This is a genomic window from Planococcus chinensis (genome assembly GCF_042681545.1).
Classification (GTDB): domain Bacteria; phylum Bacillota; class Bacilli; order Bacillales_A; family Planococcaceae; genus Planococcus; species Planococcus chinensis.
In genome coordinates this window covers 505,419-525,598 of the sequence record NZ_JBHUFW010000004.1, presented here as the reverse complement: position 1 = coordinate 525,598, position 20,180 = coordinate 505,419, and the positions used below count along the sequence as shown (strand labels likewise).

Genomic DNA, 20,180 nt, shown 5'->3' with positions numbered 1-20,180 from the left:
TCCTTAATCTTTCATCTTAGGATCAAGCGCATCGCGAAGGCCGTCACCGATCAAGTTGAAGCAGATCATGATCAAACTTAACAATGTCGCAGGAATCGCCAAGATGTGCGGCTGGTACTGGATCAGTTTGTAGCCGTCATTGATCAGCGTACCCAGTGATGCGTCAGGCGCTTGAAGGCCTAATCCGATAAAGCTTAAGAACGCTTCAAAGAAAATCGCTGTTGGAATCGTGAACATCGTGTTGATGATAACAATCCCTAACACGTTCGGCATCAAGTGTTTCCAGATGATACGGGAATCGCTCGCCCCAAGTGTTCTTGAAGCCAGAACGAATTCCTGGTTTTTGTATTTCAGGACCTGGCCGCGGACTACGCGCGACATCCCGGTCCAACCGGTGATGGTCAAGGCGATGATGATGGCCAGAATTCCTGGGTCCATGATCAGGATGAACAAGATAACGACTACCAAGTTCGGGATACCTGTCAAGATCTCAACAATACGCTGCATTACGTCATCAATGCGGCCGCCGAAATAGCCGGAGATCCCGCCATAGATGACACCGATGAACATATCGATAGCGGCAGCAACGAAGGCGATGAACAATGAAACTTGAGTCCCTGCCCATAGGCGGGAGAACATATCGCGTCCAAGGCCGTCTGTGCCGAACCAGTAGTTTACTTCAACGTTTTTCATTTCATACAAATCGACTTCCGTACCGCCGAGGTTGCCGACGCCGTCAAAGATTCCCAGGTTCTCGATCACTGGAATCTTCGGCGGCAAGTTTGCGTGGGTGATTGTTTGGGCATTTGGTTCGTAAGGGCTGATGACCGGCCCTAGGAATGACATGATGACAATCAGGGCGAACAAGACCAAGCTGACGATTGCCCCTTTGTTTTTTCTGAAACGGTACCATACATCCTGCCAGAAAGAGACGCTCGGTTTGGAGATTCGCTCAGCCGCCGCAGCGTCGATCGTGATTCTCTCAAACGAACCTTTCGGCAATTTTTCTAGATTTTGAGTCATTAGCTTTTACCTCCTGAAAGACGGATCCGTGGATCGATGATTCCATATAAGATATCTACAATCAAAATGACGGCAATCAGGAATACAGAGAAGAAGATTGTCGTGCCCATAATGATTGAGAAGTCATTCACCATAATCGATTTAACAAACTGCTCGCCGATTCCAGGAATCGCAAAGATCTGCTCAACAACTAGTGAACCTGTCAAGATTCCGACTGCCATCGGCCCTAGGACCGTAACCAAAGGAATCAACGCATTGCGGAATGCATGTTTGAAAGCGATTTCAGAACCGCTGGCGCCTTTAGCTTTTGCAAGCGTGATATAGTCTGATCCGAGAACTTCGATCATTTCGGTACGGATAAAGCGGGCTGCAGTGGCGAGCGGGAACATTGCCAAGGCAATTGATGGCAGGACACTGGACATGAAGCCCTCTTTCCAAAGAGCCACCGGGAACCATTCAAATTTGATGGCAAAGAAGTATTGGAGCATTGATGCGAATACGAACGACGGAATCGAAATCCCGATTATCGCGACCAACGTACTTGAATAATCGACCCAAGTATTTTGCCGCAGCGCAGCAATCATGCCTAATAATATTCCAAGGATCGTACCAATCACCATGCCTTGGAAACCGATTTGTGCGGATGGACCCATCCGGCTAAGGATCAGGTCAGTAACACTTGCACCTTTAAACTGGTTGATTGAAATTCCTAGATCCCCTTTTAAAAGGCCAAACATATAATTGAAATATTGTTCAGGTAAAGGATCATTTAAGCCGTATCTTTCTTCAACAACTTCTCGTTGTTCAACAGATAATTTGCTAGCGGATGCGATCGGAGAACCCGGTAAAACTTTCATCAAGAAGAATGTGAATGTAGCGATCAACGCTAAAGTGAGTATCATGTAGATTAAACGTTTGCCTATATATCTAGCCATGTTGCACCTCCAGAAAGAATAAATCTATTTTACAAAACTTTAGGACAAATGCAAAGCTTTGTTTTTTTCGAAAGTTAGCAGAAAATGTTCAATTTTCGGTGAATTTTAATACATTAGAAAAGAGAGTATATCGACCTTTAAAATGCGATATACTCTCTTTCTATTTGTTTTTCAGAGTGGCCAGTTAACGAATATTACTCTTTACCAGAAATGTAAGCCCACTTGTAGCTGTAATCTCCACCGAATGGGTGAGAAATGATGTTGTGGACGTAAGGTTTTTGAAGTGACATCAAACCGCGTTGGTAGATCGGCGCGATAGCAGCGTCTTCTTCAATAAGGATTTTTTCTGCTTGAGCCATTGCATCCCAACGGCCTTCTAGATCTTGAGCAAGTTCGCCTTTAGCAGACTCAACCAATTTGTCGAATTCTGGGTTAGAATAAGACATCAAGTTGTGTGAAGCACCAGTTACGAACAAGTCGATGAAAGTCATAGGATCCTGATAGTCAGGGCCCCAGCCAGAGTTTTGGATGTCATAGTCTTGAGCTTCGTCAAGTTCCAGACGAACTCCGAATGGTACTGCTTTAAGGCTTACAGTCAAACCTTCAAGGTTTTCTTCAAGCTGTGATTTCAAGTACTCATCCATCTTCTTAGCAAGTTCAGAGTCCCCGCCAAGCAATTCAAGTTCAACTTCAGTAACGCCTAGCTCTTTCAAGCCTGTTTCCCAGAATTTCTTCGCTTCTTCAGCGTTGAATCCAGTCAAGTCGCCATTCACTTCACGGAAATCTTCTCCAGCTTCGTTGAATGTGAACTCAGTTGGTACAAGGTAGTTAGCTGGAAGTGATCCGTTAGCCAAAACTACGTTTGTCAAATCTTCTTTGTTGAAAGCCATAGAGATCGCTTTACGGATGTTAACGTTAGCAAGTGGAGTTTTTTCTCCATTGCGTTCTTGGTTGAATTTCAAGTAGAACAATGTTGGTTCAAGTTCTTTCACAACTTCTTCGTTATCAGCATATTGCATTGCGAATTCACCAGAAAGTCCTGCGCGGTCTTTCTCGCCAGAAGTGTAAAGGTTGATCGCTGTACCAGTTTCTTTAACTACGTCAACATTGATTTTATCAAGTTTAACTGTTTCTGCATCCCAGTACTCAGGGTTTTTCTCCATTGACCAAGTCAGGCCAGTGCCATCCCAGTTCGTCAACATGAAAGGTCCGTTGTAAAGCAGGTTATCAGAGTTTGAAGCATAAGCTTCGCCTTTTTCAGTTACGAAAGCTTCTTTTTGCGGGTAGAAAGTTCCGAATGCCATCAATGACATAAAGTAAGGAACTGGACGCTCAAGTGTTACAACAAGCGTTTTTTCGTCAGTAGCTTCTACGCCAAGTTCTGCTTTGTCCATTTTGCCTTCAGAAATAGCAGTAGCGTTTTTAACTGTTCCGCCCATCATGTAAGGACCGTAAGGAGATCCAGTTGCAGGGTCAACTGCACGCTGCCATGAGAATACGAAATCTTGTGCTGTTACAGGTGATCCATCAGACCATTTTGCATCGCGCAATTTGAAAGTGTAAGTCAAGCCGTCTTCGCTGATTTCTGGCTCTGCTTCAGCAAGAGCTGGTTCAGCAACGTTTTCTTCGTTCAAACGGAACAAACCTTCGTTTACGTTATTCAAGATGTTGAATGCTACAGAATCTTCAGCGATAGCTGAGTCCATTGATGGAATTTCTGCGCCTTCCACAAGGTTAAGTTCTTGCACTGAATCCAATTCGCCTTCAGCGCCTTGCTCTGTAGTGCCTTCTTCTGGTTCTTTCTCTGTGTTTGTTTCAGATCCTTCTTCGCTTCCGCCGCCACATGCAGCTAAAAATGCGCTAAGAACCAAAACGAGGCTAAGTAGCCAAAAAATCTTGCTGTTCTTCACTTGCGTGACCCCCTTAAATTTTCTGAAAAATTGGTACACTGTTAATTATACATATTCTTTTTTTCTTGTACAGAGTTTTTTTTCAAGAATTTACATTTACATGACAGAGAGATTGCAATTACATTACCGGAAGTAGCGTGAATATTGGATTTGTAAGCGTTTTCTATTGGATTATTTTTTATTAAATTTTGATTTTTTTTAGGTTTTCTTCTACAATAAACAAGAACTGAGGTGCAAAAAAATGAAAAAAACCTTTATTGGAATATTAATTATACAAGTTCTTATCTTTCTGACGATGTTAGTGAGAAACGAACCTTTCTCTCTTTTGTCCTATATCAACAATTCCTTTATCTACGGAGGGACGCTCGTCTTTATCGGACTGTGGATCTTCGTCGTACGGACAGGCGTTTTTGATATTTTCACGATGAGCATGAGAAAAGTGTTCAAAGGAAAGTCTACATTAGAGGACGACGAAATGCGCCTGCCTTCCGAGATCCTGTCTTTCTCCAGCTCCCCTATCCTGATAATCGGCGGGGTTACGCTGGCAGCGATGGCAATTGGCCTTGCGTTTTATTGAGCCAGGGCATTGCAACAAATTTCCACTATGTATTATAATAGACTCAATATTGATAAGCGCTGAGAAAGAAGAGTAGGTGCCGTTCCTTCTATAGAGAGTCTGTGGGTGGTGGAAACAGATGCTGGGCGTCATCGAATGGGCTTTTGAGCTGAACCGGTGAACTTGGAGTAGCTGGTTCCGTGATCTTCACGTTATGAAGAAGAGTGGCCGGCAACGGCAACTAGGGTGGTACCGCGGAAAACACATGATTCGTCCCTTCTATACAGGGATGTGTGATGTGTTTTTTATTTTGAGGAGGAATGGTTCATGAAGAAAATTTTTTCAGGCGTCCAGCCTACCGGTACAGTGACACTCGGAAATTATATCGGTGCATTCAAACAATTTACGGAACTTCAGGATGAGTACGATTGCATCTTCTGCATCGTTGACCAGCACGCAATCACGATGCCGCAGGACAGCAAAGAACTGCGCAAGAACATCAAAGCGCTTGCTGCCCTCTACTTGGCGGTGGGCATCGATCCGGAGAAAGTGACGCTGTTCATCCAATCGGAAGTTCCCGCCCACGCCCAGGCAGGTTGGATGATGCAATGCATTTCCACGATCGGCGAACTCGAGCGCATGACGCAATACAAAGACAAGTCCGCTAAAAACGAATCCGTTTCATCCGGCCTGTTGACATATCCGCCGCTGATGGCTGCTGATATCCTGCTCTACCAAACAGATATCGTTCCAGTGGGCGACGATCAGAAACAGCATATCGAGCTGACGCGGGACCTGGCGGAACGGTTCAATAAAAGATTCAAGAAAACGTTCAAGATTCCTGATATCCGCGTCCCGAAAAACGGCGCACGGATCATGTCGCTTCAGGATCCCACCAAAAAGATGAGCAAATCCGATCCGAACAAAAAAGCGGTCGTGACATTGCTTGATGACTTGAAGACCATCGAGAAGAAAATCAAAAGTGCAGTAACCGATTCTGAAGGCGTTGTCCGCTTTGATCCGGAAAACAAACCCGGCATTTCAAATTTGTTGACGATCGAAGCTGCCTTGACCGGCAAATCGATCGAAGAACTGGTCGCAAAATATGAAGGAGCCGGTTACGGCGACTTTAAAGCTTCAGTGGCACAAGCAGTCACTTCCCACCTTGCACCAATTCAGGAGCGGTACCAGAAGTTGGTTGAATCCGAAGAGTTGGACGCCATTCTCGACCGGGGAGCCGAAAAAGCGAATATGCTCGCCGGCCGGACATTGCAGAAGATGGAAGATGCCATGGGCCTTGGACGCGCGAGAAAAAGATAAAAGAAAAGACTGCCGTTGGGGCAGTCTTTTTTCTATGCAGTCTAAAAGTAACGGCACTTTTTCGCCTTACTCTTATTTTGACCTTGATGATACATAATTGCTGATACCTGTTTTATTAATTCTACTTTCTTCCTAATTTCAAGGAAGCTAAAAAAGAGCTTTATTACACGGTTGCTCCTATATTTCATCTTTCACTGCTTTTACAAGATTACGATTTGTTGAAACCCGTAAATAGCGCAGCCATTTTTTGCACCTTTACGGTAGATCATTAAAGCAAGAATATCTGCTTCTTTTTCTAATTCTCAAAGAAAAAAGGGCTAAGTAATTTTGAGTTTCTTCTATATTAATAGTGATTTCGGGAATAAAAAAATCACCTTATCTTAAGACAAGGTGATCGAAGTATTTATCAAGCGTTATATTTTTTGAACACGAGCGATGCATTGTGTCCGCCGAAGCCGAGTGAGTTGCTCATGGCATACTGCAAATCCGCTTTGCGGGCTTCGTTCGGGACATAGTCCAAATCGCATTCTTCATCCGGTGTTCCGTAGTTTGTTGTCGGCGGCATGATGCCTTCCTTCAAAGCGAGCGCTGTGAAGATCGCTTCGATTCCGCCTGCTGCGCCCAATAGATGGCCAGTCATCGATTTTGTCGAACTCATTCCCAAATTATAGGCGTGTTCTCCGAAGACTGTTTTAACTGCCATGGTTTCGAAAAGGTCATTGTACGGTGTGCTTGTGCCGTGGGCATTGATATAGCCCACCGCGGTTTTTTCGACGGCAGCGTCCTTCAACGCTTGTTCCATCGCACGTGCCGCCCCTTCCCCGCCTGGCGCCGGTGCAGTGATGTGATGTGCATCCCCTGTAGAACCATAGCCGACAAGTTCCGCATAGATCTTCGCTCCGCGGGCTTTCGCTTGTTCGTATTCCTCTAGAATGACGATTCCGGCACCTTCGCCGATTACGAAGCCATCCCGGTTCTTGTCAAATGGACGGGAAGCTGTTGCCGGATCCGGGTTTGTCGTCAATGCCGTATTGGCTGTGAAACCAGCTACTGACAGGCGTGTGATCGGCGCTTCCGCTCCGCCTGTAATCATCGCATCCGCGTCGCCGCGCTGGATTACTTTGAACGCATCCCCTATGGAATTCGTTCCTGAAGCACAAGCGGTTACAGAGCAGGAGTTGATCCCTTTGGCACCGAAATAGATGGATACTTGACCTGATGCCATATCCGGAATGATCATCGGAATAAGGAATGGGCTGATGCGCCGTACGCCTCGGTCATTCATGACATCCATCTGATTTTCAATCGTTTCCATCCCGCCGATCCCGGATCCGATCCATACACCGGTGCGAAGGGCATTTTCTTCATTCAATTCCAAGCCAGAATCTTTCATCGCCATAATGGAGGCGGCCAACGCATAATGCGTGAAGCGGTCCATTTTTCTCGCTTCTTTCTTTTCAATGTATTCTTCGATTGAAAAGTCTTTTACTTCCGCAGCAATTTTCGCCGGATACTTTTCTGTATCCAGACGGGTCATCGGACCGATGCCCGATTGTCCGCTTTTCACTGCTTCCCATGTCGATTCGATGTTGTTTCCTAAAGGAGTCACTGCCCCAATGCCTGTAATTACTACTCGACGATTCGCCATTCTATATTCTTCCTTTCGCATACACTGTTATTTGCCCCATCGCATTGCAATTGCGCCCCATGTCAGTCCGCCGCCGAACCCTACCATGACAACCAGGTCATCATCTTTGATCCGCCCTTCTTCTACATCCTCGACAAGCGAGATCGGAATAGACGCGGCTGAGGTATTGCCATACTTATGGATTGTTTTCGACATCTTTTCAACCGGCAGCTCCAGACGTTCCCGCGACGCTTCCATAATGCGGATATTCGCCTGGTGCGGGATGAGGAAGTCCACATCTTCTTTCGTCAAACCGGCTTTTTCGATAACATTCAACGCAGATTCGCCCATTTGACGCACTGCGAATTTGAAGACTTCCCTGCCGTTCATCACCAAGTATTCGTCCTGGTATAAATGCTTTCCGCCGGTGCCGTCAGCGCCCAGTTCGAAAGAAAGAATTCCCCGCCCTTCAGAAACTTTGCCGATGACCGCTGCTCCGGCCCCGTCCCCGAACAGGACGGCTGTATTGCGGTCTTCCCAATTGGTGATCTTCGATAATTTTTCAACGCCGACCACCAATACATATTTGTATACATCAGACTCAATAAATTGCTTTGCAGTCACTACACCGTACATGAATCCTGCACAAGCAGCAGAAATATCCATTGCCGCTGCATTACGTGCACCGATCTGCTCCTGGATCATACAGGCCACAGAAGGGAACGGCTGATCGGGCGTCACCGTCGCAACCAAAATCAACCCGATTTCCGCCGGATCGATGGCTGCATCTTCAATAGCCTGCTTCGCCGCAGCGAGTGCCATATGGGAGGTATCCTGATCATCCCCTGCGATTCTGCGCTCCTCGATTCCCGTCATGGTCCGGATCCATTCGTCCGATGTATCCATGCGCTGCTCCAAATCGAAATTCGTTAGCTTTTCCTCCGGCAGACACCTGCCGATTCCGATGATTCCTGCATTCATTATTGGTCCCTCATTTCAGTTAACATCAATTATTAGTACCTGGTATTAATAATACGCCATTTGGCTGCTTTTTTCAACCAACTGACATACTTCGGACAAATTATCTTCAAAAACCGCAAACTTCCTTTCTGTCTTCGGGGTGTTATGATATGATTAACGAAGATATTTTTATGTTGAGGTGAAAATAGATGCAATATATTGGAACATTCGTATGGTCTTTCTTATTGATTTCGTTATTGAATTACGTGGTAAGCGCGGTTCAGAACGTGCACTTTGACTTTATGCTCGGCGTTTATCTTTCGTTGGCCGTGTCAATCCTGGTTTTCGTGCTTGGTGCACTGATCCCGGCTGGCCCTGCTCCTGAAAAACATTAATCCAAAAAAAGAAGCGTAATCCGGCAGCCGGATTACGCTTCTTTTTTGATGATGTTCAGTTTTTTTCCGTCCATTTCCAGACGAAGAATGGAATTCGGTTCGATATCGCCTTTGATCAATTCGCGGGCAATATTCGTTTCGATCTCCCGTTGGATAAACCGTTTCAGCGGCCGTGCCCCAAAGACGGGGTCGGTGCCGGCTTCTACGACATATCGGATGACGGATTCGTCCACGTCGAGCTTCAATTGCTGCTGGCTGAGCCGCTTGCCGAGTTCGGCCAGCATTTTCTTGGCAATGCCATAGAAATGGCTGTTATCAAGCGGATGGAAGATGACAATATCGTCGATGCGGTTCAACAATTCGGGCTTGAAGTGCTTGCGGAGTTCACCCATGATGATGTCTTCAAGCGAATGTTCTTTCGTCTCCTGCCCGATAAAGGCGGAACCGATGTTTGATGTCATGATGACAACCGTGTTCGAGAAGTTCACGAGGCGCCCTTGGCTGTCCGTAATGCGCCCATCATCCAGGATTTGCAGCAGGATATTCGCTACATCCGGATGGGCTTTTTCGATTTCATCCAGCAAAACGACCGAGTACGGGTTGCGCCGCACCGCTTCTGTCAACTGCCCGCCTTCCTCATAGCCGATATAGCCGGGAGGTGCGCCGACAAGCCGGGAGACGCTGTGCTTCTCCATGTATTCGGACATATCGATGCGGATGAAATGGTCTTCCGAATCAAACAGATTGGCAGCAAGCGCCTTCGCAAGTTCCGTCTTTCCGACGCCTGTCGGGCCTAAAAAGATGAATGAACCGATCGGCTTTTCTTCGTCTTTGATGCCTGCTCTTGCACGCCATACCGCTTCTGTCACCAGCTCGACCGCACGGTCCTGCCCGATGACACGCTCCTTCAATGTTTCGCCGAGGCGCAGGAGCTTCTCGCGTTCCCCTTCCACAAGCTTCGTCACCGGAATGCCGGTCCAACGCGCCACGATTCCCGCAATTTCCTCTTCGGTCACTTCTTCCCGCAGCAAGCGCTCTGCCCCTTCATTCTGGAGCTCCCCTTCCAACACAGCGAGCTCTTTCTCAAGCTCCGGGATCTTGCCGTGCCGAAGGACGGCTGCTGCATTCAGGTCGTATTCGTTTTCCGCTTCTTCCAATTGGCGTCTCAACACATCCAGCCCTTCACGTTTTTCCTGGATTTTTTTCAACGCCTCTTTTTCCGAATTCCATTGCTGCTTCATGCCTTCTGTGGAAGTTTTCAATTCAGCGATTTCCTTGCGCAAAGTTTCAAGGCGCATTTTGCTTGCAGCGTCTTTCTCTTTCATCAATGCCTGCTCTTCAATTTCAAGCTGCATCAAACGCCGTGTCACTTCGTCAAGCTCCTGCGGCATTGAATCGATTTCCGTACGGATCATGGCACATGCTTCGTCGATCAAGTCGATTGCTTTATCCGGCAGGAAACGCTCAGTGATATACCGGTCGGACATTGCAGCCGCCGCGACAATCGCGCGGTCATGGATCCGGACGGCGTGGTGCAATTCAAAGCGCTCTTTCAAGCCGCGCAGGATCGAAACAGTATCTTCCACCGACGGTTCGCGGACCATGACCTGCTGGAAGCGACGTTCGAGTGCCGGATCTTTTTCGATATGCATCCGGTATTCATCTAGCGTCGTAGCACCGATACAGTACAACTCGCCGCGGGCAAGCATCGGTTTCAGCATGTTGCCGGCATCCATCGCCCCTTCCGTCTTCCCGGCGCCTACGATGGTATGGATTTCATCGATGAACAAGATGATCTGGCCGGCGCTGTCTTTCACTTGTTTCAAAACGCTTTTCAGCCGCTCTTCAAATTCTCCGCGGTATTTGGCTCCGGCAATCAGCGCGCTCATATCGAGCTCATAGATTTCCCGGTCCTTCAGGCCTTCCGGCACGTCATTGCGGACGATGCGCTGCGCAAGCCCTTCGACGATGGCCGTTTTTCCGACGCCTGGTTCCCCGATCAACACAGGGTTGTTTTTTGTCTTACGCGACAAAATGCGGATGACATTCCGGATTTCCTGGTCCCGACCGATGACGGGGTCCATCTTTCCGGACTTTGCCTGCTCGACCATATTCCGCCCGAACTGCTCGAGCGGTGATTGCTGTTCCTGGTTTTGGTTGGTGAATTGAACCATGCTTTTCACTCCTTCGAAAGTTTGACCTTCTTTGACTAATTTAATTATAGGCAATGAAACCGGGAAAAGCAAACCATATACACACAAAAAAAGCTTCCTGGAAAAATTCCAGGAAGCCGGTCCGTTTTAACGGACACCAAGCGCCATTTTAGCATAGCGCGACATATTCTCTTTGCCCCAAACCGGCTGCCAGACGATTTTTACATCGACTTCTTCCACTTCAGGCAATTCATATAGGGCTCGTTTCACCATATCGACAATCTGGGGTCCCATCGGGCATCCCATTGAAGTAAGGGTCATGGTAACGACCGCAAAACCATCTTCGGATAAATCCACATCATATACCAAGCCAAGGTTGACGATATCCACTCCCAATTCCGGGTCGATGACGTTTTCCAGAGCTCCCATCATGCTGTCTCTCATATCTTGATCCATACCTATTCCCTCCTTTTCATACTCTCTTTATCTTAACAAATTTCAGGCAGAATTCAAATTGGGGCGCTTATGCCTTCGTATGCTTCGCCAGCCATTCGGTTGCGGCCAGCATGCCGTCCCGGCTGACTGCGTGCCCCGCTTCACGGTCACGCATGAAATACAGTCGCTCAGGCACTTCCGCATAATCTTCAGACAGTGCCTTGTAAAAACTCATGATCGGCGAGAACGGCACTGTCGTATCCTGCTCGCCGTGCCAGAAGAACACCGGCCGGCGGGCCAGGACCGATTTGTTTTTTGTCGCATCGAACCGCTCAAGCGTCGCAAGCATCGCTCTGCGCTCATCATCCGTAATCGGCAATTGGAAGCCTTTTGATTCGAATTGGGCCATTTGTGCTTTTGCCAGCTGCACGTAATTGGCCGCCCCCATCATGACTGCAGCTGTCTTGATCCAAGGATAGACCGTCAGAGCACCGAGTGCGGTTATGCCGCCCATCGAGGTGCCCCCGATACCGATCTCACCTTCTGCCAGCCCTTTTTTATGTACTTCTTCATTCAAAAAACCTAATTCTTCTATTGAAGTCAGGACGATTTCCCAAAAGCGGAGGCTCATTTGGACGGCGTCCATCCCTTCTGCCCGTTCACCATGCAATAGGGCATCAGGCAGCAAGACCCGAATTCCTTTTTCAGCCAGTTGGTATGCGTAATGGAGATTATGCTCTTTCGCGCTCATGTGGCCATGGAAGAATACAACGGTCGGCAATCGCTCGCTTTCTTTGCCGTCCGGCATCACATGCAGCAGCGGAATTTCGCCCCACACTTCCCTTTCAACTCTCATTTTCTTCACTTCCTTCGTATTAATCCTATCAATCTTCTGGCAGTCCGGCAAACAATCCATTATTCCCCTGAAAAAACGTTCATATAATGAAGTTTTTTTGACGGATGGCTTCCCTTATCGCTACACTATATAAAGAGAGAAAGGAGACGGAATTCCATATGAAACAGCATTTAATCGTACTTGATCTGGACGGCACTTTGCTGACCGACCAGAAAGTCATTTCCCCTAAAACGAAACAGACATTATTCAAAGCCGTAGAAGCGGGGCATCGGGTCATGATTGCCACCGGCCGGCCTTACCGTTCCAGTGAACCTTATTATAAAGAGCTGCAGTTGAATACACCGATTGTCAATTTTAACGGGGCTTTTGTCCACCACCCGATTGATAACAGCTGGGGGCTCTACCATACGCCGATTTCATTGGATGTCGTCCATGAAGTTGTCGAATCGATGCACGATTTCAATTTCCATAATATCGTAGCCGAAGTGCTCGATGATGTTTACGTCCATCACCACGACGAGAAATTGATGGATATTTTCAGATTCGGCGACCCTCAAATCACGACAGGGGATCTGCGCAATTACCTGAAAGTGGATCCGACATCTATGCTGATCCATGCGCCGGTCGAAAAGGTCCAGCTTATCCATGACCATTTAACATCGGTCCATGCAGAAGTGATCGACCACCGCAGATGGGGCGCCCCATGGCATGTTATCGAAATCGTCAAAAGCGGCTTGAGCAAAGCGGTCGGACTGGATCAAGTCTCAAAATCGCTGGGTATTGCAAAAGAGAATATCATTGCATTCGGGGACGAGGACAACGATCTTGAAATGATCGACTTTGCGGGTGTCGGCGTCGCGATGGGAAATGCCATTGACCCGCTGAAAAACATCGCAAATGAAATCACGCTTTCAAACAACGAAGACGGGATTGCAGAATTGCTCATCGACCGCTTGAAATTGAAATGACCAAAGGAGGATTTCTATGAGATTATTTGCTGACAGTGCGTCTGATTTACCAAAACAATTTTTCAAGGATGAAAGCGTCGAGTTGTTTCCGCTGCGGGTCCATATTGGCGAAAAGGATTATGAAGATATTCGGACCATCCACTCGAAAGTGGTGTATGATGCCATCCGGTCAGGCGACCAGCCGAAAACGTCGCAAGTTTCTCCTGAAGAAGTCATGCGGGCATTCGAGCAATTGGCGAAAGACGGTGAGGAAGGCTTTTACATCGCTTTTTCATCAGAGCTATCGGGTACATACAGCACAGCCGTCATGGTGGCTGAACAAGTGCGCGAAGAATATCCGGAGCTGAAGTTGACGATCCTTGATTCCAAAGCGGCTTCTCTTGGCTACGGCATGTTGGTTAAAACTGCTGTGAAATTGCGGGATTCCGGAATGGCCCTTCAAGAAATTATTTCTGAAATCAAGTTCATGGCCGAACATATGGAAAGTCTGTTCACCGTTGAAGACCTTGATTACATGGCAAAAGGCGGTCGCATTTCAAAAGGCAGTGCATTTGTCGGCGGCCTCTTGAACATCAAACCGCTTCTCCATGTGGAAGACGGAAAACTCGTGCCGATCGAAAAGTTCCGCGGCCGCAAGAAAGTGCTGAAGCGGATGGTCGACTTGATGAAGGAGCGGGGCAGCAGCTGGAGCGACCAAACTGTAGCCATCAGCCATGGGGACGACATCGAATTTGCGCTTCTCCTGAAGCAGGAAATCGAAGAGCAACTCCAACCGAAGAACATTGAAATCTTTATGATTGGCTCTGTTATTGCGGCCCATACCGGCCCTGGAACGTTGGCCGTATTTTTCCTGAATCAAGTGAAAGCCTGAGGTGAAACATCCATGAAGAAGATTGTCATTATCGGCGCGGTCGGCGGCGGCGCTACGGTTGCCAGCCAAATCCGGTTTTACGATGAAGAAGCGAAAATTACCGTATTCGACCGTGATGACACGATGAGTTATGCCGCTTGCGGCACCCCCTACGCCATTGGTCAAGTGATCGAAGACCCGGAATCCCTGCTGGTCGCTGATGTTCGCTCTTTTAAAGACAAACGGAATATCGAGGTGTTCCTGCGGCATGAAGCTGTTGAAATCCACCGAAATGAAAAGCGGGTAACCGTCAAGAATTTACAGTCAGGCGAATTTTTCGATGAACCTTATGACACCCTCATTCTTGCTCCGGGCGGATCTGCCGTTGTCCCGGACATCGAAGGCTTGTCCACTTCCGAAGTATTTGTCCTGCGCAGCTACGGGGATATGCAAAAAATAAAAGACCATATCACCCGGCATAAACCGCAGAGCTGCGTCATTTCAGGCGCCGGCTTCATCGGCATCGAAATGGCTGAGAATCTGAAGCATCTCGGCATCGATGTGCAGATTGTCCATCGATCGCCTTATGTCATGTCGATACTTGATGAAGACATTTCAGAGCTAGTAAGAAAAGAACTCGAAGCAAACGGAATTATCATCCATACCGATACATCCATCAGTAAAACCGATCAGCGCAACGTGACATTGGAGAATGGCAAAACGCTCCAGGCTGATTTCCAGATTATGAGCATCGGGATCCAGGCTAACACCAAGCTTGCAGAAAAAGCCGGGCTTCCTATCGGCCCTACCGGCGGCATCGTAACCAACGAATTCATGCAGACTTCCGACCCGGACATCTACGCGCTTGGCGATGCAACAGAGAATGTCGATTTTGTCACCGGCCGGGAAAAGCGGGTGCCGCTCGCATGGCCGGCACACCGGCAGGCTTACCTGATCGCACGCCATTTGACCGGCACGGCGATTGCTAAAAATGGCCTGCTTGGAACTTCCGTAGTGAAAGTCTTCTCTCAGACGGTCGGCATGACCGGCTTGAGCGAAACCATGATCAAAGAAAATGGCCTGCCGTATGCGACCGTCATTCACCGCGGCAACTCAAATGCAGGCTATTACCCAGACCATGCGAAATTGACACTGAAGATCCATTTCAATACCGAAACGCGGAAAATCTTGGGGGCGCAATGCTTCGGAGGAAAAGGCGTAGACAAGCGGATCGACGTCATCGTTACCGCCATGTATGGCGATTTGACGGTCGACGACCTGCAGGCGCTCGAACTGAGCTATGCACCGCCCTACTCTTCTCCAAAAGATCCGATCAATATGGCCGGCTACAAAGCCGTCTCCAAATAAAAACAAACCGTAGACAAAATATAATTAAGATGAATAGAGATGTATAAGCCCGACCGGGCTGGCCACTTCGCTTTCCGTGGGCTCGGCTTCAGCCGCTTCCCTTGCTCCTGCGATTACTCGTCGCAAATTGAAAAAACATTCGCTACGCTCAGTCCAGGGTCTTCAGCTCGAGCTGCTCCCACAGGAGTCTCGTGGCCAGCACGGTCGGGAGCATCATCTGCATCTAATAGATAAGAGTAAGGACGCTGATGCTGCTTTAATCTACCGGGTACAAGCTGCTGGCATCAGGATCCGCAACGGAAGGCGGCGAGCAAGTTGGCCGAAGGCAGTTCGGCCGACTTGTTTGCGACGAAGCAGCGAAGCGATGCAACGCCCTTTCATGTCTCGAAGCTAGCGCAGCGATGCAGAGACAGGAGCACCGGTTTTGCCTGCGGGATAGCGAAGTGCTGAAATCCACTCGGACGCAAGTCCGAGTTAGTTCGGCGCGAGCCCGCGGAAAGCGTCCGCCTGAAGTGGAGGATCGGGTATGGACTCTTCTATATGTATGGTCATTCATTAAGAAAATAAATATCCTTTTGTCTACAAGCTACAACAAACCGGAATCTGCAATCAGATTCCGGTTTGTTTTTTTATAGTTTGTTATGCTGTTTTTTTCGCTGCTTCGTCAGCTTTCCGCTGCTTGCCTTTTCTCCAGACAAACCAGATGAAAAGCATAAAGACGACATACAGGACAGCCAATGCCGCGAAATATGCGGTATTCAGGCCGCGTTCTTCAGTAATGTGGAAGGTTTCCCCGATTTCCCGGTCGAGCGTGATGCGGTACTCGCCATTGCCTTCCTGCCGGACAACGTCCCCTTCAAACAACCCGCGCATTTCTTTGTCGCTCCCGATGACATCGGCAGGCAAATTGATGCTTTTTGTTTCTGAAGAGTTGTTGATGGCGATGATCCAGCTTTCTTCATCATTGAAGCGCTTGTAAACAATCCAGCCGTCTTCGGCATGAAGCACTTCTGTCTCACCTGTCCGCATCGCTTCTGACGTATTCCGGAGCTGTGTCAGGTTGGTGATATGGTCAATCAATTCCGCTTCGACTGCCAAATCCAGGATTTGGTGGGATTCCGGCAATTGTGTGCCGTTCATTGCCGTTTCCGAACCGTATTGGATGACCGGAATGCCTTCCATTGTCATCAGCTGCGTCAACAAAAGCCGCCAGCGCGTCGGCGGGAATCCTTTTTCCGCTACGACGTCAGCCGTAAAGCGGGATCCCAAAAGCGAATCGACCCGCACCAGTTTTCCGTCGCTTTCTTCCAGCAGCTCAGGCAATCCTGAAGCCGGCTGATCGAAATTCTTGTATGCGCCGCGCAGAAGCTCTTCAGCTCCGGGCATCACCACAGCATCAAGGCCAGGCGTTTCTTCCATTTCCTGATCGCTGATTACATAAATATCCCGGACGCTCTTGATTTCCTCAGAGAATCGTTCGATGAACCCTTTATCCAGCTCAGGAGCATCCTGGAGGCGCAGGCCGTCGATTTCGTATTTCTGGATAAATGCACTTGCCGCAGAGATCAATTCTTCCTGGACTTGCGGATTGGCTGTATCAAGCGCTAATGTTCCGTTTTCGTTCTCTGTGAACCATTCGGGATTCTCGGTCGCCCAGATGTGATCCTTGCTTACACCTTGCGTCGGAAGGTCGACCATTAGCCGGACCTCCTGCTGATGGGCAGTCTCAATCAGCGTCTGCAGTTCTTCCACTGTCCCGAAATGGCGTTCTAGCTGGGCATAATCCAGAACTTGCTTACCATCATATGTAGAGGATGCAAACACAGGGCCGATGGACATCAAGGTGAAGCCCATGTCTTTTACGTGCATCAACTGGTCCGCTGCACCGGCAAAATCCCCTCCGCTGAAGGCAGCTGGATCTTGCGCCCTGACTTCATAGTCATTCTGGATGCCTTTATTGAAAAACCGGTCGATCAATACGTCGTAAATAATTTCATCTTCAATACCCCGTTCTTCTGCTGCCGCTGCCGGCTGAATCGGGCTTATTGCCATAGCGCCTACTAAGACGCCTGCTAACCATTTTGCTTTCAATTCCAAATCCTCCCTTAATGAGGCCGATAAAATCCGTTCCACTCGGTCTATTTTATCAAACTCGACTAGCCCCCGCTATTCAAATATCGGGATTTGCCTCAGCTCCCGCGGAGTTTCGTCTAAACTGTGAAGTTCCATACAAAAAAGCAGACGCCAGAGCGCCTGCTTCTTAGAATAATACGATTCCGATCGGCAATAGGAAACCGAGGAACATGGTCACGAACAGGGATACCGCGAACAGCGCCCAAAACATCGTTACCGGTTTTTGTTTTTTCGAACGCACAAGCACCATTTCCATCATGCCGATGGTCACAATGCCGAATAGGAATTTCAAGCCGTACATCATCGCATCTGCAGAAGAATGCTCGATGAACAAAGTGAGTCCGGTGATGATAATTAAAATGTAGAACAAGCGCAGGACCATGTGCATAATTTTGCGTCCTTTGCTTTCACGCGCCATGAAGGCAGCTGCCAGGAACAGCACGATGCCGATCACCCATGTCGTGATGTGCAAATGTGTAGTATCAGTTAAAAAGCCCAAATCGTCACCTCTTTTAATATAGTCCTTAACAGTTTAGCACAACTAAGGGACTAATAGACAAATTTGCCGTTATGACAAATGTGTGACGAGCGTACCGATCGATTCGATCGAAACTTTGACGGTATCTCCCGCTTTCAAGAACTTTGGCGGGTTGAACCCTTTACCGACTCCTGCCGGTGTGCCGGTCAATAGGACATCGCCGGGCTCCAATGCCACATATTTCGACACTTCCGAAATCAGTTCGTCAACGCGGCGGATCATGTTTTCCGTATTGCCGTTCTGACGGAGTTCGTCGTTCACTTTTGTGACAATCGATAAGTTCTGTGCCTGCGGGATTTCGTCCTTCGTGACGAGGTACGGCCCCATCGGGCAGGAGCCTTCAAGGCTCTTGCCAAGGAAATACTGCTGATGCTTGCTCTGCAGGTCACGGGCCGTCAAGTCATTGGCGATCGTATAACCGAAAACGTAATCGTAGGCCATCTGCTTCGGAATATTTTTGCCGGCTTTGCCGATTACGACAGCCAGTTCCCCTTCGTAGTCATATGCTTCGGTTACGTCGCTGTGGACAGAAACCGTCTGCTCATCTGCAGCAATCGTATTCGGCGCTTTTGTGAAAACCACCATTTCGACAGGCGCATCAGCCCCCATCTCCTTGGCGTGGTCCGCATAGTTCTTGCCGATGCAAATGATGTTTTTAGGTGTTCTTGATATCGGCGCTAGCCATTCGATATCCGAAAAAGAGAGTTTGAATTGTTCAGGTTGTTCCGATTTGGAAGCCGCTTCAGTCAGCTTGCGTATCTGTTCCACAAACTCCATGCCTTGTGGAAGCCCTTCAATCAACCGGTTCGGAAAAGAAGGCAAAACCTGCAATTCCTGCTGGATCGCCAAAACATCCCATACCGCTTCCTCTTTCTTCACTTTCGGGCCAAAACGTTCTTTTCCTTCAAATCGAAAAGATAACAGCTTCATTTCTCAAACACTCCTTTTCTTTGATTCCATTTATTATACACATTCACGGTTTTGAATTGTTGCTTTTTTCAAAATTTCTTCCGTAAGCCGCTCTTCGCCATAATTTTTCAAGCGGGCCTTGGGAGAATTTCGAAAACCACATTTCTGCGAAAATCAGCTGGATGGCAAAAATCCCTAAGGCGATCCACGTCCCGGTGACAAGATCCACTTGGCCGTATAAACCTAATCCATATGAATAAAACAGGAGTGTGGCGATGACCGATTGGGAAATATAGACCGTCAGCGACATGCGCCCGGCTTTCGCAAGCGGCCGCATGGCTTTTCGGAAGGCGTCGCTTTGTGCCGCCAGCACAAAGAGCGCTGCATAGCCAATGGATAGGAGCGGTCCGCCAAATGCATCCTGAACGTGTCTGAATGCATAATTTTGCTCAAACAGGAAAGGCGTCGATTTCAAGAATAGCCCTGCTAAAAGCGTAAGTCCCACAATGGCCAGCCAGCCTTTCTTCATGTCGGCTGCCCGCTCGACCAACCGCCATTTTGCTGCGGCCGCCCCAAGCATCATATGCGGCAAAATCGTGATGATCAACAAAAAGTAGACCGACGGGTTGTTGCTGTGGAGCCAGTCTTCCATCCGCTGACGGAATATCTCAGCAAACGTCCCGGTCGGATAGGCAGCCAAAGAACTCTGTACTTCCTGCATGCCTGTGTAGAAATTGGGGTCGACCGATACTGCGATAAAGAGGAGCAGCGCCATGAAAGCCTGCGGAATCGTATAAAGCAGCGCCGCCAACCCCAGCAGCCAAGCTGGAGGCAAGCGCAAAAGCCCGATCAGCAAAAAGCCGGTCACGGCATAGGTGATCAAAATATCCCCATACCAGATTAAAAATGCATGGACAATGCCGATCAGCAGAAGAAACAACAGCCGCTTGGCCGCCAATGGAACGAACGGCTGCTGTTTAGCCTTCGCTTTCATGAACTGCATTGCTAAACCATACCCGAATAACATCGCAAATAACGGATAAAAGCTCGCCTGAACAAAAATATCAAGAAATGCGAACATTTCCGTGTCCCATTTGCCGGCAAACCACGTATATGGATCAATGTAAGAAAACGGCGAGTGGAAGGTCGGCATATTGATCAGCAGGATGCCCAAAAGCGCAAACCCTCTCATCAAATCGATCGCTTCCACCCGTTCGTGTAATGCTACTGGTTGTAATTTCACG

Annotated in this window: 18 protein-coding genes and 1 other annotated feature; of the genes, 6 read left to right on the top strand and 12 right to left on the bottom strand. The window is 48.3% G+C overall.

Features of this window, described 5'->3' with window-relative positions:
• Positions 1-3: 3 nt before the first annotated feature.
• From opp3C to ACFSDB_RS04880, 3 genes are all read right to left on the bottom strand, one after another.
• On the bottom strand, positions 4-1,023 hold the full coding sequence (gene opp3C / locus ACFSDB_RS04890) for an oligopeptide ABC transporter permease (RefSeq protein ID WP_204890708.1): 1,020 nt from the start codon (positions 1,021-1,023) through the stop codon (positions 4-6).
• Positions 1,023-1,958: an oligopeptide ABC transporter permease gene (opp3b, locus tag ACFSDB_RS04885; RefSeq protein WP_204890709.1), complete on the bottom strand. Its 936-nt coding sequence runs from the start codon at positions 1,956-1,958 to the stop codon at positions 1,023-1,025. Before opp3b ends, opp3C begins: the two co-directional genes overlap by 1 nt.
• A 194-nt stretch (positions 1,959-2,152) precedes the next feature.
• A complete protein-coding gene (locus ACFSDB_RS04880) occupies positions 2,153-3,868 on the bottom strand; it encodes a peptide ABC transporter substrate-binding protein (protein ID WP_204890710.1) in 1,716 nt (571 codons plus the stop codon).
• Positions 3,869-4,163: 295 nt separating this feature from the next.
• On the opposite strand from ACFSDB_RS04880, the gene ACFSDB_RS04875 reads away from it, so the two are divergent.
• Both ACFSDB_RS04875 and trpS read left to right on the top strand, forming a co-directional pair.
• Positions 4,164-4,445, top strand: coding sequence for a DUF3899 domain-containing protein (locus tag ACFSDB_RS04875; protein ID WP_377339605.1), 282 nt, complete (start codon positions 4,164-4,166; stop codon positions 4,443-4,445).
• Between the two features lie 50 nt (positions 4,446-4,495).
• Positions 4,496-4,705: a binding site (T-box leader), on the top strand.
• Positions 4,706-4,751: 46 nt separating this feature from the next.
• A complete protein-coding gene (gene trpS / locus ACFSDB_RS04870; protein ID WP_204890712.1) occupies positions 4,752-5,744 on the top strand; it encodes a tryptophan--tRNA ligase in 993 nt (330 codons plus the stop codon).
• Positions 5,745-6,150: 406 nt separating this feature from the next.
• Here trpS and fabF read toward each other — a convergent pair whose 3' ends face one another.
• The gene (fabF, locus tag ACFSDB_RS04865; RefSeq protein WP_204890713.1) at positions 6,151-7,392 is read right to left on the bottom strand and encodes a beta-ketoacyl-ACP synthase II; all 1,242 of its coding nucleotides are present in this window, start codon (positions 7,390-7,392) and stop codon (positions 6,151-6,153) included.
• Positions 7,393-7,419: 27 nt separating this feature from the next.
• Complete coding sequence (locus tag ACFSDB_RS04860) at positions 7,420-8,352, bottom strand: beta-ketoacyl-ACP synthase III (protein WP_204890714.1); 933 nt, start codon at positions 8,350-8,352, stop codon at positions 7,420-7,422.
• A 188-nt stretch (positions 8,353-8,540) separates the two neighbouring features.
• On the opposite strand from ACFSDB_RS04860, the gene ACFSDB_RS04855 reads away from it, so the two are divergent.
• Positions 8,541-8,726 carry a YjzD family protein gene (locus tag ACFSDB_RS04855; protein ID WP_204890715.1) on the top strand — a complete coding sequence of 62 codons (186 nt, stop codon included), beginning with the start codon at positions 8,541-8,543 and terminating at the stop codon, positions 8,724-8,726.
• Positions 8,727-8,758: 32 nt separating this feature from the next.
• Here ACFSDB_RS04855 and ACFSDB_RS04850 read toward each other — a convergent pair whose 3' ends face one another.
• From ACFSDB_RS04850 to ACFSDB_RS04840, 3 genes are all read right to left on the bottom strand, one after another.
• The gene (locus ACFSDB_RS04850; RefSeq protein WP_204890716.1) at positions 8,759-10,900 is read right to left on the bottom strand and encodes an ATP-dependent Clp protease ATP-binding subunit; all 2,142 of its coding nucleotides are present in this window, start codon (positions 10,898-10,900) and stop codon (positions 8,759-8,761) included.
• 126 nt (positions 10,901-11,026) lie between these two features.
• Positions 11,027-11,335 (bottom strand): metal-sulfur cluster assembly factor, encoded by a 309-nt coding sequence (locus ACFSDB_RS04845; protein ID WP_204890717.1) that lies wholly within the window; start codon positions 11,333-11,335, stop codon positions 11,027-11,029.
• 67 nt (positions 11,336-11,402) lie between these two features.
• A complete protein-coding gene (locus ACFSDB_RS04840) occupies positions 11,403-12,170 on the bottom strand; it encodes a prolyl oligopeptidase family serine peptidase (RefSeq protein ID WP_204890718.1) in 768 nt (255 codons plus the stop codon).
• Between the two features lie 158 nt (positions 12,171-12,328).
• Here ACFSDB_RS04840 and ACFSDB_RS04835 point away from each other — a divergent pair, with 158 nt between their 5' ends.
• Genes ACFSDB_RS04835 through ACFSDB_RS04825 form a run of 3 tightly spaced genes read left to right on the top strand, consistent with a single transcriptional unit; the run spans position 12,329 to position 15,356 of the window.
• Entirely contained in the window at positions 12,329-13,138 is an 810-nt protein-coding gene (locus ACFSDB_RS04835; protein WP_204890719.1) for a Cof-type HAD-IIB family hydrolase, read from the top strand.
• Positions 13,139-13,154: 16 nt separating this feature from the next.
• Positions 13,155-14,009, top strand: a complete 855-nt coding sequence (locus tag ACFSDB_RS04830; RefSeq protein WP_204890720.1) for a DegV family protein — start codon at positions 13,155-13,157, stop codon at positions 14,007-14,009.
• Positions 14,010-14,021: 12 nt separating this feature from the next.
• Positions 14,022-15,356: a CoA-disulfide reductase gene (locus ACFSDB_RS04825; RefSeq protein WP_204890721.1), complete on the top strand. Its 1,335-nt coding sequence runs from the start codon at positions 14,022-14,024 to the stop codon at positions 15,354-15,356.
• Between the two features lie 639 nt (positions 15,357-15,995).
• On the opposite strand, the gene ACFSDB_RS04820 is transcribed toward ACFSDB_RS04825, so the two are convergent.
• From ACFSDB_RS04820 to ACFSDB_RS04805, 4 genes are all read right to left on the bottom strand, one after another.
• The gene (locus ACFSDB_RS04820; RefSeq protein ID WP_204890722.1) at positions 15,996-17,447 is read right to left on the bottom strand and encodes an alpha-amylase family glycosyl hydrolase; all 1,452 of its coding nucleotides are present in this window, start codon (positions 17,445-17,447) and stop codon (positions 15,996-15,998) included.
• A gap of 169 nt (positions 17,448-17,616) precedes the next feature.
• Positions 17,617-17,988, bottom strand: coding sequence for a YisL family protein (locus ACFSDB_RS04815; protein WP_204890723.1), 372 nt, complete (start codon positions 17,986-17,988; stop codon positions 17,617-17,619).
• Between the two features lie 69 nt (positions 17,989-18,057).
• Positions 18,058-18,957 (bottom strand): fumarylacetoacetate hydrolase family protein, encoded by a 900-nt coding sequence (locus ACFSDB_RS04810; protein ID WP_204890724.1) that lies wholly within the window; start codon positions 18,955-18,957, stop codon positions 18,058-18,060.
• Between the two features lie 43 nt (positions 18,958-19,000).
• Complete coding sequence (locus ACFSDB_RS04805; protein ID WP_204890725.1) at positions 19,001-20,179, bottom strand: DUF418 domain-containing protein; 1,179 nt, start codon at positions 20,177-20,179, stop codon at positions 19,001-19,003.
• Position 20,180: the final 1 nt, after the last annotated feature.

Excerpts from the sequence above, each read along its gene's own strand:
- trpS (WP_204890712.1), top strand. The coding sequence starts at position 4,752 with ATGAAGAAAATTTTTTCAGGCGTCCAGCCTACCGGTACAGTGACACTC.
- ACFSDB_RS04835 (WP_204890719.1), top strand. The coding sequence starts at position 12,329 with ATGAAACAGCATTTAATCGTACTTGATCTGGACGGCACTTTGCTGACC.
- ACFSDB_RS04840 (WP_204890718.1), bottom strand. The coding sequence starts at position 12,170 with ATGAGAGTTGAAAGGGAAGTGTGGGGCGAAATTCCGCTGCTGCATGTG.
- ACFSDB_RS04845 (WP_204890717.1), bottom strand. The coding sequence starts at position 11,335 with ATGGATCAAGATATGAGAGACAGCATGATGGGAGCTCTGGAAAACGTC.
- opp3b (WP_204890709.1), bottom strand. The coding sequence starts at position 1,958 with ATGGCTAGATATATAGGCAAACGTTTAATCTACATGATACTCACTTTA.
- fabF (WP_204890713.1), bottom strand. The coding sequence starts at position 7,392 with ATGGCGAATCGTCGAGTAGTAATTACAGGCATTGGGGCAGTGACTCCT.
- ACFSDB_RS04830 (WP_204890720.1), top strand. The coding sequence starts at position 13,155 with ATGAGATTATTTGCTGACAGTGCGTCTGATTTACCAAAACAATTTTTC.
- opp3C (WP_204890708.1), bottom strand. The coding sequence starts at position 1,023 with ATGACTCAAAATCTAGAAAAATTGCCGAAAGGTTCGTTTGAGAGAATC.
- ACFSDB_RS04850 (WP_204890716.1), bottom strand. The coding sequence starts at position 10,900 with ATGGTTCAATTCACCAACCAAAACCAGGAACAGCAATCACCGCTCGAG.
- ACFSDB_RS04860 (WP_204890714.1), bottom strand. The coding sequence starts at position 8,352 with ATGAATGCAGGAATCATCGGAATCGGCAGGTGTCTGCCGGAGGAAAAG.
- ACFSDB_RS04855 (WP_204890715.1), top strand. The coding sequence starts at position 8,541 with ATGCAATATATTGGAACATTCGTATGGTCTTTCTTATTGATTTCGTTA.
- ACFSDB_RS04875 (WP_377339605.1), top strand. The coding sequence starts at position 4,164 with ATGTTAGTGAGAAACGAACCTTTCTCTCTTTTGTCCTATATCAACAAT.
- ACFSDB_RS04825 (WP_204890721.1), top strand. The coding sequence starts at position 14,022 with ATGAAGAAGATTGTCATTATCGGCGCGGTCGGCGGCGGCGCTACGGTT.
- ACFSDB_RS04810 (WP_204890724.1), bottom strand. The coding sequence starts at position 18,957 with ATGAAGCTGTTATCTTTTCGATTTGAAGGAAAAGAACGTTTTGGCCCG.